Raw genomic sequence first — 8,889 nt, forward strand, 5'->3', positions numbered from 1 at the left:
GATGTCGTTAAATAGTCGTTAAATAGCAACACAATATTAATGAAAAGGAACGATGACTATGTCTACGAAAGTAGCTGTAATTAGCTCTCGTGCATTTAAAGAACGGTTAACTAAGCTCGCTCAGCAAATAACTGATATCGAGCTCGACTTTTATATTTATAAACATCCCGCACAAACGCCTACTTTATTAAAAAGCGTTAAGCCGTGCGATGTGCTTTTTATTACGGGCACACTGCCATACCTTTATAGTAAACCAATGTTGGAGAATTGGCCAATCCCTTGGACCTATTTAAAGCAGGATGAATTTGCGGTTTCAAATACATTACTCGCGGTCGTTGCCAATCATACTATTCCCCTACATCGTCTATCCATCGATGTCATGGACAGTCGCTTTGTTGAAAATGTATTATTCGATATTGATTATCAACATGCAACTCCCTTCATTCATGAAGTGACAACAGCTATGGACAATACAGCATTATTTGAAACCCATCTGTCATTATGGCAGCAGCAAAAAATTGATTATGTGATTACGAGTAGTCACAACGTTTATGAACAACTACAGCAGGCCAATATTCCGTCGATGTGCATTTTGGATTCCTCCACATCGATTTTACATCGTTTAGAGGAAACAAAAGCGCTGTCTCGTATGACCAAATCAGAATCAGCAAAAGTTGTCGTTGGTATGCTTGAAACCCCACATGGACACAACGAGTTTGCGGATGCCGTTACTTCGATTGTCCATGGTATTCAGCAGCCTTTTGACAAAGAACATGTCGAGATTTATACGACAATGGGGCATTTAAATCATGCCTTAGAGCATCAAAAGCTCGAAAAACTTATAAAGCAGGCACCCTTTGATGTGAAGATGGCTTTTGGTTATGGTCAATCGATTAATGAAGCCGAACAAAACGCGCTATACGCGATGCAATACACGAAGCAAAATAGCATCTGCATCATTGATGAACATAAAAATTTAATCAATCCATTAAAGGAGAAAAATGAAAATTTAGCGCTGCAAATAAAAGATCCATCCATTATGAAGCTAGCAAAGGAAACACAGCTAAGCCCGCTAAATATTTCGAAAATCATCGCCTTTAATAAAGGACGACAAAATACTCAATTTACAGCACATGATTTATCCGAATATTTACAAGTTACACGTCGTACGACAGAGCGTATTTTGAAAAAGCTCGTCGATAAAGACTATGTACGCGTTGCTGGCGAGGAAATGAGCTACCAACAAGGGCGCCCTCGTACAGTATATATACTCAACTTCGCAATCTATTAAAAAGAGGCTATGCGGGAGTCAATTCCCTAGCCTCTTTTTTTATTTACATAATTTTGATGGAATTGCTGTTTTTAATGTTTCCGCTAATACGTTCGATGCCAGATTTAGTGCATCATGATTAAACGTCATATACGGATGATGCAGCCCTGGTGCTAAATCAGAACCGATGCCAATCATCGTCGCTTTTAACTCAGGCTTTTTCACCGTATAGAAATGGAAGTCATCACTACCTGGTGTGAAAATATGAGGCGCTAATGCATCACTGCCACAAACAGCTGTAATGGCTTTTTCAGCAATGTCAGCCGCTTCATCTGATACGACTGCACCCGGCGTATAATCCACCCAATCCCATTGTAAATCAATATCAAACTGCGTGCGAATCGCCGCAAGACCTCGCTCGATATGTTGCTGCATCGTATCAAGCGTTGCATTATCCTGTGCACGTACATCCATTGAAAAGCTGGCTGCGCCTGGAATAATATTGACACTCCCACCATCTGCAACGATTTTTGTCAGCTTCGCAGAATGTGGGATAAATGGTGAAACATGAAGTGATTGGAGCATTTGTTGAATGGCCATAATGACATCAATAGCATTTTTACCTTGGTGAGGACGCGCACCATGTGCATCCACACCTTGGATCGTTCCTGTTAAAAAATATGCTGCGCCGTGATGCATAGCAGGTGTTACTTTACCAAATGGAATTTCATCAATTGGACGTAGGTGAACGCCGAATAAATGAGAGACACCGTCGACTGCACCGCGCTCAAATGCTGCGACTGCACCGTTGCCCATTTCCTCCGCTGGTTGGAAAATAAAGCGCACGCGATGTTGTAGTGGCTCATCTTTTAGACGTAATAAGGCGCCTAGCACCATCGCCATGTTCGCATCGTGACCGCATGAATGATTCGCCTGCCATTCACCGTTTACTTCCTGCCAAAGGGCATCAATATCGGCACGAACCGCTACGCATTCTTCGCCTTCACCAATCTCTGCCACTAAACCTGTGACATCACCAAATAAACGATATTCGACGCCAAGGTCATCTAAAATAGACGCTAGTTTTTTTGTCGTTTCGACTTCTTTCCAGCTAATTTCTGCATGTGTATGAAAATGGTTGAACCATTCTAAAATCTGTTGTTCGATTGTCATAAAAATTCTCCTTATGTTGAAAACTCAATTTCTACTATACATCGAACGAAAAAAAAAGAAAACGGCAATGCACTGTTGCACATCCGTTTTCTCGTTAATAATCAAGCACGTAAAATCTCAATCTCCTCTGTCGATGTGTGACTCTTTTGCTTCACCTCAGCCAAAACGTATAATTCCATTAAATCTTGTTTCGGTAAATGCTGTACTAATTCGTTCAAATCACGCAACAATGAATTGCGACTTTTCGTTACATCTGATAGTAGCGGCAAGCCGTCCTCCGTCGTTTGGTTTAATAAGAGTTCGTCCGTTGAAATCGCCAATGCTTGGCTCAGCTTTACAATCCATTTTGCAGAAGGTACGCTTTCCCCAACTTCCCAACTCTTAATACGACTTGCGGATGTTCCAATCTGCTTTGCTAATGATAGCATCGAATGATTGCTTGTCTCACGCAATGATTTTAATTGCTCGCCAAACTGTTTTGCATTAAACATTCTTTATCCTCCCTCCTCGTTTCCTCATCTTTTATGGAAGAAACTGTATAGCCCTAGTCATTACATTCGACATATGGATACTATTTCCTTTATTTTAAAACAAAATAGAAGTTTAAAGTAGAATTTTTTTAATTTTTTTAGCTATTTCTTTCACTTTTTTCATTAATAGTATAATTGACACAAAATAATCAATGATTTTTATGTACAAATGTCTGATAATAAGAGATAAGGAGGGTATTTCGATGAAGAAAAGCATGATAATAAAAAGTCTCCTCGGCATCGTCGTCGTTATTGTCGTAGTTTTAATTATCAATATGATGTTAAATAATAAAGAAACTACTGCAAGACAAGATGCTGCAGACGCATGGAAGACACTGTTAGAAAAACAGCAGTTTGCTGACATTCCTTCACTTGTAACGAATGCTTCCATTACGGACAATGATTTCACTGAAGAAAGCCTTGTCGAAAAATACAACACCATTTTTAAAGGCATTGGTGCAAAGGATATTAAAATAGCCAATATGAAGGTCGAGGAATTAAAAAAAGACCACTATATGATGACGTATACGATGACGCTCGAAACAGCACTTGGCAAAATGGCGAGCATGAACTATAGCGCGCCACTCGTTGAAAATGACGGCAACTATAAAATCAAGTGGAACCCAACATTAATTTTCCCTCATATGCAAAGCACCGACAAAATTTCATACACGATTGACCGGGCAGAACGCGGACAAATCGTCGACCAAGATGACCAACCACTCGCAACGAATGCACCTTTTTATCAAATGGGTATTTTACCGAGTGGACTAGGTGAAGGCAAAACACGCGATAAAAATTTAAAGGCTATTTCAAAAGCATTTGACGTAAGCGTAGAAACATTAGAGAAAAAGTTAGCGCAGTCTTGGGTACGCGATAATCTTTTCGTCCCAATTAAGGTGATCGATATGAAGGAAGCCAAAGATTTAGATGGCGTGAAGTACAGCTCAAAGGATATGCGCTACTATCCACTAGGTGAAGCAGCTGCACATTTAATCGGCTATACAGGCACAGTGACCGATGAGGATTTGAAAAAGAATAAAGCGTTAAATCCAGACGATACAATCGGTAAAAGTGGACTTGAAAAAACATTCGACAAAGAGCTTCGTGGTGTCGATGGTGGACAAATTTCATTGGTCACTTCTAGTGGTCGTGTCCGCGATGTATTATTAAATGCCGAACGCACAGACGGTCAAACGATTTATTTAACGATTAATTCTAAAACACAAAAGACGGCATTTAAGGCCCTTGAAGATGCGACAGGATCATCTGTTATCATCAATCCGAAAACAGGAGACCTAAATGCCTTAGTAAGCAAGCCATCGTATGATCCAAATAAGATGGTGCGTGGTATTTCTCAAGAAGATTATGCAGAATATGCAGATGATGAAAATATGCCATTCCTGACGCGCTTTGCACAGCGTTATGCGCCGGGCTCGACCTTAAAAACGGTAACTGCTGCAGTCGGTCTAGATAATGGTACAATGACTGAAACAAAAACGCATAAAATTAAAGGGTTGAAATGGCAAGAAAGCTCTGAATGGGGCTCTTACTATGTGACACGTTTACATGACGATGTCTCAAACGTTGATTATAAGAGTGCACTCATCTACTCAGACAATATTTTCTTTGCTAAGGAAGGGCTTGAAATGGGTGAAAAGAAATTACGCGAGGGCTTCAATAAATTTGCGTTCGGAAAAGATTTTAATTTACCGATTTCAATGAAGGCCGCACAAATTTCAAATGAAAAAACATTCAATTCTGATATCCTACTAGCAGATACAGCATATGGGCAAGGGCAAGTATTAATGTCCCCTATTCAACAGGCCGTATCCTATACAGCCTTTGCAAACGATGGCAAAATGACCTATCCACGCCTTGTCAAAGGAACAAAAGTAAAAATGACGCAGGCAGTCAGTGCTGAGTCTGCACATAAAGTGCGCGCTGCGATGCAACAAGTAATCAAGCATAAGGGCGGAACAGGTAATACGCTCAAAAGCTTGCCATACAACTTAGCAGCAAAAACAGGTACTGCCGAAATCAAGCAAAAGCAAGGTGTCTATGATGGTACAGAAAATAGCTTCGTGCTCGTCTTTAATGCCGATAAAGAAGATTATTTATTACTCACAATCGTCGAGGATCATAAAAAAACAGGTCGTTCAGCTATCGAATTATCAAAATCGCTTATCCCTGTGTTAGAAAAATAATTATAAAAAAAGAAGGAATCGCGCCAAGGCGGATTCCTTCTTTTTGTTTTCACCAAAACATCGGCTTTGTCACCATTAGCCATAGCATAATAAAAAGTAGCACAACGTAAATCCACACAGCCTTGCGCAGCTTTCGTACGAAGCGCTGTTGATTAAATGCATTCGTTCCAAACGTACGTAGCGTTGGTTTAAAGGCACGTGCTAAATAAATAACGGAGCTAATCAATAAGATAATCGTCACTAAAATCCATGGCGTTGTCCACGGATAACCGCCTAATAACACAGCCAAAATACCAAAGCCCACTAAAAAATGCCCTGCATGCTTTACTACTTGAATCGCCAAGCTAAATGCATCCACATGACCTTTTAATACAGCCATATCTTGTTCATATTGCATTCGTTTCATTAACGGAAATAAGACGAAAAATGGACCAATCGATAAAATGGCTCCAATCACATGTAAATACACAATAAAATCATAAAACATTTTAATCCTCCTCGTTTGTAAAGATGCTGTTAAGCTTTTCTAAAGCCTATGTAAGCCACCGTTTTATTTTATGAAAATAGGGTATAGTTTAATTACAGAAAGAGATTGAAGGGAGAGAAGTTATATGGGAATTCACAAATTTTTTATGAGCTTAAATGACTTAGAAAGAATCATTCGTTGCCCTGGTCGCTTTAAATTCGAGGAACATAACGTTGCCGCCCACTCATGGAAAGTATCTCAATATGCGCTCGTTTTTGCAACTATTGAAGAAAATAATGGTGCAACGATTAACTGGAAATCATTATATGAAAAAACCATTAATCATGATTATGGCGAAGTATTCATAGGCGATATTAAAACGCCTGTAAAACATTCTTCTCCTGAACTAAAAGAAATGATTGCACATGTTGAACATAAAATGGTCGAAGATTTCATTACACGCGAAATCCCCGAAGAATTTAAAGCTGTCTTCAAAGAACGTTTAAAAGAAGGCAAAGATGCGACAATTGAGGGACGCCTTCTTGAATTTGCAGATAAGCTAGATCAATTCTATGAGTCCTTTGCAGAGCTAAAACGTGGAAATAATGATCATGAATTTATTAATATGTATCAGCAAGCATTAAAACGAATTTTAAAAATTGATCTTAAACCAAGTGTTGCCTACTTCCGAGATGTCATCTTAAATGATGTACTCAATGAGGATACAACAATTGATATAACAAAATTAACACATGAGGTAATGAAAGAAGCGTAGCAAATCGCTACACTCTTTTTTTTTACACTTTTTTAACGAAGCAACTATGTTGCACAAAAAGCATTGTTGCAGTATAGTATTAATACAGGCTGCATTGTACGTAATAATATTAAGTTTTAACCTTTGATCTGTAATAGGGAGTTTAAGATAGAGAGCGGACTGGTATGCCTAGCGGAATCGTTAGGACGAACATGAAACTCTTTGCAAACACCCACTTTGAGGAGTGGTGGTTTAAAACTTTCAATGTAATGACTTACGGCAAAAGCGGCTTCTTATTTTAAACGTATGGGGCACCCTACACAATTGTGTAGGGTGCCCTTTTTTGTTTACATCTAAAAAATATGATTTACTATTTAAGCGCACAAAAAAAGCGAATGCAATTTGCACTCGCTTAATATGAGTCATGCAGGATTCGAACCAGCGACCCTCTGATTAAAAGTCAGATGCTCTACCAACTGAGCTAATGACTCATGGTGCCGGCGAAAGGAGTCGAACCCTCGACCTACTGATTACAAGTCAGTTGCTCTACCAACTGAGCTACACCGGCATATGAAAATGACCCCTACGGGATTCGAACCCGTGTTACCGCCGTGAAAGGGCGGTGTCTTAACCGCTTGACCAAGGGGCCATGGCTCCGTTGGCAGGACTCGAACCTGCGACCCTCTGATTAACAGTCAGATGCTACTACCAACTGAGCTACAACGGAATAAAATAGAATTATAAATTAATGGTGGGCCTAAATGGACTCGAACCATCGACCTCACGCTTATCAGGCGTGCGCTCTAACCAGCTGAGCTATAGGCCCATTAAAAAATGGTGGGTTTGGACGGAATCGAACCGCCGACACTTAGAGCTTCAATCTAATGCTCTACCAACTGAGCTACAAACCCACAATAAATTTTTAAAATGGCGGTCCGGACGGGACTCGAACCCGCGACCTCCTGCGTGACAGGCAGGCATTCTAACCAGCTGAACTACCGGACCGTATTAAAATAAAAAATGGAGGAGGTAGAGGGATTCGAACCCCCGCGCGGTTTGACCCGCCTGTTGGTTTTCAAGACCAATCCCTTCAGCCAGACTTGGGTATACCTCCAAAGGATTATGGCGGCCGAGGGGATCGAACCCCCGACCTCCCGGGTATGAACCGGACGCTCTAGCCAGCTGAGCTAGGCCGCCATAATAAATAATATAAAATTGGTGGAGCCTAGCGGGATCGAACCGCTGACCTCCTGCGTGCAAGGCAGGCGCTCTCCCAGCTGAGCTAAGGCCCCATTACTAAATGGTCGGAATGACAGGATTCGAACCTGCGACCCCTTGGTCCCAAACCAAGTGCTCTACCAAGCTGAGCTACATTCCGATAAATGGTGCGCCCAGCAGAAGTCGAATCCACAACCTTCTGATCCGTAGTCAGACGCTCTATCCAATTGAGCTATGGGCGCAAAAAAAAATAATATTAAATTTAAAATAAAATGGTGCCGAGGGCCGGAATCGAACCGGCACGGTAGTCACCTACCGCAGGATTTTAAGTCCTGTGCGTCTGCCAGTTCCGCCACCCCGGCATAATTGGAGCGGAAGACGAGGTTCGAACTCGCGACCCCCACCTTGGCAAGGTGATGTTCTACCACTGAACTACTTCCGCATTATGCAAAGATTAATTTTTTAATCTGGCAATATAAAATTTTAAAATAAAATGGTGCGGGTGAAGGGAGTCGAACCCCCACGCCTTGCGGCGCTAGATCCTAAGTCTAGTGCGTCTGCCAATTCCGCCACACCCGCATATAAATGGCTGGGGTACCAGGATTCGAACCTGGGCATGACGGAATCAAAATCCGTTGCCTTACCGCTTGGCTATACCCCAATATTAAAATGGTGGAGGGGGGCAGATTCGAACTGCCGAACCCGAAGGAGCGGATTTACAGTCCGCCGCGTTTAGCCTCTTCGCTACCCCTCCAGAAAAAATATAAAAATGGTGGAGGATGACGGGATCGAACCGCCGACCCCCTGCTTGTAAGGCAGGTGCTCTCCCAGCTGAGCTAATCCTCCGATATTATAATAGCCTAGCAACGTCCTACTCTCGCAGGGGGAAACCCCCAACTACCATCGGCGCTAAAGAGCTTAACTTCTGTGTTCGGCATGGGAACAGGTGTGACCTCTTTGCCATCATTACTAGACTATGAAAGATTGTTCTTTCAAAACTGGATAAACTGTGACATGAAAGTATATTTGGTTAAGTCCTCGACCTATTAGTATTCGTCAACTCCGTACATCGCTGCACTTCCATCTCGAACCTATCTACCTGATCGTCTTTCAGGGGTCTTACTTACTTGCGTAATGGGAAATCTCATCTTGAGGGGGGCTTCATGCTTAGATGCTTTCAGCACTTATCCCGTCCACACATAGCTACCCAGCGATGCCTTTGGCAAGACAACTGGTACACCAGCGGTGTGTCCATCCCGGTCCTCTCGTAC

The 8,889-nt window shown here is 41.7% G+C and carries 6 protein-coding genes, 18 tRNA genes, 2 rRNA genes and 1 other RNA gene; 4 read left to right on the forward strand and 23 right to left on the reverse strand.

All coding sequences use genetic code 11. The annotated features are described in order from the left end of the window. Nucleotides 1-58: 58 nt before the first annotated feature. Nucleotides 59-1,291: a hypothetical protein gene (locus QI30_RS12855; protein WP_126991018.1), complete on the forward strand. Its 1,233-nt coding sequence runs from the start codon at nucleotides 59-61 to the stop codon at nucleotides 1,289-1,291. A gap of 39 nt (nucleotides 1,292-1,330) precedes the next feature. On the opposite strand, the gene QI30_RS12860 is transcribed toward QI30_RS12855, so the two are convergent. Together QI30_RS12860 and QI30_RS12865 are read right to left on the reverse strand one after the other, a co-directional pair. Next, nucleotides 1,331-2,443, reverse strand: coding sequence for an amidohydrolase (locus tag QI30_RS12860; RefSeq protein WP_126991019.1), 1,113 nt, complete (start codon nucleotides 2,441-2,443; stop codon nucleotides 1,331-1,333). Between the two features lie 101 nt (nucleotides 2,444-2,544). Continuing rightward, complete coding sequence (locus QI30_RS12865; protein ID WP_020188955.1) at nucleotides 2,545-2,934, reverse strand: helix-turn-helix domain-containing protein; 390 nt, start codon at nucleotides 2,932-2,934, stop codon at nucleotides 2,545-2,547. A 242-nt stretch (nucleotides 2,935-3,176) separates the two neighbouring features. On the opposite strand from QI30_RS12865, the gene QI30_RS12870 reads away from it, so the two are divergent. Continuing rightward, nucleotides 3,177-5,180, forward strand: coding sequence for a penicillin-binding transpeptidase domain-containing protein (locus QI30_RS12870; RefSeq protein ID WP_126991020.1), 2,004 nt, complete (start codon nucleotides 3,177-3,179; stop codon nucleotides 5,178-5,180). A gap of 49 nt (nucleotides 5,181-5,229) precedes the next feature. Here the strand turns inward: QI30_RS12870 and QI30_RS12875 are convergent, their stop codons facing one another. Next, entirely contained in the window at nucleotides 5,230-5,667 is a 438-nt protein-coding gene (locus QI30_RS12875) for a hypothetical protein (RefSeq protein WP_126991021.1), read from the reverse strand. Nucleotides 5,668-5,791: 124 nt separating this feature from the next. Between QI30_RS12875 and QI30_RS12880 the strand changes: the two genes are divergently transcribed. Then, the gene (locus QI30_RS12880; protein ID WP_126991022.1) at nucleotides 5,792-6,421 is read left to right on the forward strand and encodes a YfbR-like 5'-deoxynucleotidase; all 630 of its coding nucleotides are present in this window, start codon (nucleotides 5,792-5,794) and stop codon (nucleotides 6,419-6,421) included. Nucleotides 6,422-6,504: 83 nt separating this feature from the next. Beyond that, nucleotides 6,505-6,696, forward strand: a non-coding RNA gene (ssrS, locus tag QI30_RS12885) — 6S RNA. A gap of 122 nt (nucleotides 6,697-6,818) precedes the next feature. Here ssrS and QI30_RS12890 read toward each other — a convergent pair. From QI30_RS12890 to QI30_RS12985, 20 genes are all read right to left on the reverse strand, one after another. Then, nucleotides 6,819-6,891, reverse strand: a tRNA-Lys gene (locus QI30_RS12890). A 1-nt stretch (nucleotide 6,892) separates the two neighbouring features. After that, a tRNA-Thr gene (locus QI30_RS12895) sits at nucleotides 6,893-6,968 on the reverse strand. Between the two features lie 9 nt (nucleotides 6,969-6,977). Continuing rightward, nucleotides 6,978-7,049, reverse strand: a tRNA-Glu gene (locus QI30_RS12900). Nucleotide 7,050: 1 nt separating this feature from the next. Further along, nucleotides 7,051-7,127: transfer RNA gene (locus QI30_RS12905), tRNA-Asn, on the reverse strand. 22 nt (nucleotides 7,128-7,149) lie between these two features. Beyond that, nucleotides 7,150-7,226: transfer RNA gene (locus QI30_RS12910), tRNA-Ile, on the reverse strand. Nucleotides 7,227-7,235: 9 nt separating this feature from the next. Beyond that, nucleotides 7,236-7,311 (reverse strand) — tRNA-Phe (locus tag QI30_RS12915). Between the two features lie 17 nt (nucleotides 7,312-7,328). After that, nucleotides 7,329-7,405: transfer RNA gene (locus tag QI30_RS12920), tRNA-Asp, on the reverse strand. A 16-nt stretch (nucleotides 7,406-7,421) separates the two neighbouring features. Continuing rightward, nucleotides 7,422-7,514 (reverse strand) — tRNA-Ser (locus tag QI30_RS12925). 9 nt (nucleotides 7,515-7,523) lie between these two features. Continuing rightward, nucleotides 7,524-7,597, reverse strand: a tRNA-Met gene (locus QI30_RS12930). Nucleotides 7,598-7,616: 19 nt separating this feature from the next. Further along, nucleotides 7,617-7,692, reverse strand: a tRNA-Ala gene (locus QI30_RS12935). Nucleotides 7,693-7,701: 9 nt separating this feature from the next. Further along, a tRNA-Pro gene (locus QI30_RS12940) sits at nucleotides 7,702-7,778 on the reverse strand. 5 nt (nucleotides 7,779-7,783) lie between these two features. Then, nucleotides 7,784-7,860: transfer RNA gene (locus QI30_RS12945), tRNA-Arg, on the reverse strand. Nucleotides 7,861-7,891: 31 nt separating this feature from the next. After that, nucleotides 7,892-7,980 (reverse strand) — tRNA-Leu (locus QI30_RS12950). 5 nt (nucleotides 7,981-7,985) lie between these two features. Next, nucleotides 7,986-8,060, reverse strand: a tRNA-Gly gene (locus QI30_RS12955). A 52-nt stretch (nucleotides 8,061-8,112) separates the two neighbouring features. After that, nucleotides 8,113-8,197: transfer RNA gene (locus QI30_RS12960), tRNA-Leu, on the reverse strand. Nucleotides 8,198-8,204: 7 nt separating this feature from the next. Then, a tRNA-Gln gene (locus QI30_RS12965) sits at nucleotides 8,205-8,279 on the reverse strand. 9 nt (nucleotides 8,280-8,288) lie between these two features. Next, a tRNA-Tyr gene (locus QI30_RS12970) sits at nucleotides 8,289-8,372 on the reverse strand. A 16-nt stretch (nucleotides 8,373-8,388) separates the two neighbouring features. After that, nucleotides 8,389-8,464, reverse strand: a tRNA-Val gene (locus tag QI30_RS12975). A gap of 12 nt (nucleotides 8,465-8,476) precedes the next feature. After that, nucleotides 8,477-8,592: ribosomal RNA gene (gene rrf, locus QI30_RS12980) — 5S ribosomal RNA — on the reverse strand. A 52-nt stretch (nucleotides 8,593-8,644) separates the two neighbouring features. Next, nucleotides 8,645-8,889 (reverse strand): 23S ribosomal RNA (locus QI30_RS12985); the annotation flags it as partial.

The sequence above is a fragment of the Candidatus Kurthia intestinigallinarum genome (genome assembly GCF_003991225.1).
Lineage (GTDB): Bacteria > Bacillota > Bacilli > Bacillales_A > Planococcaceae > Kurthia > Kurthia populi.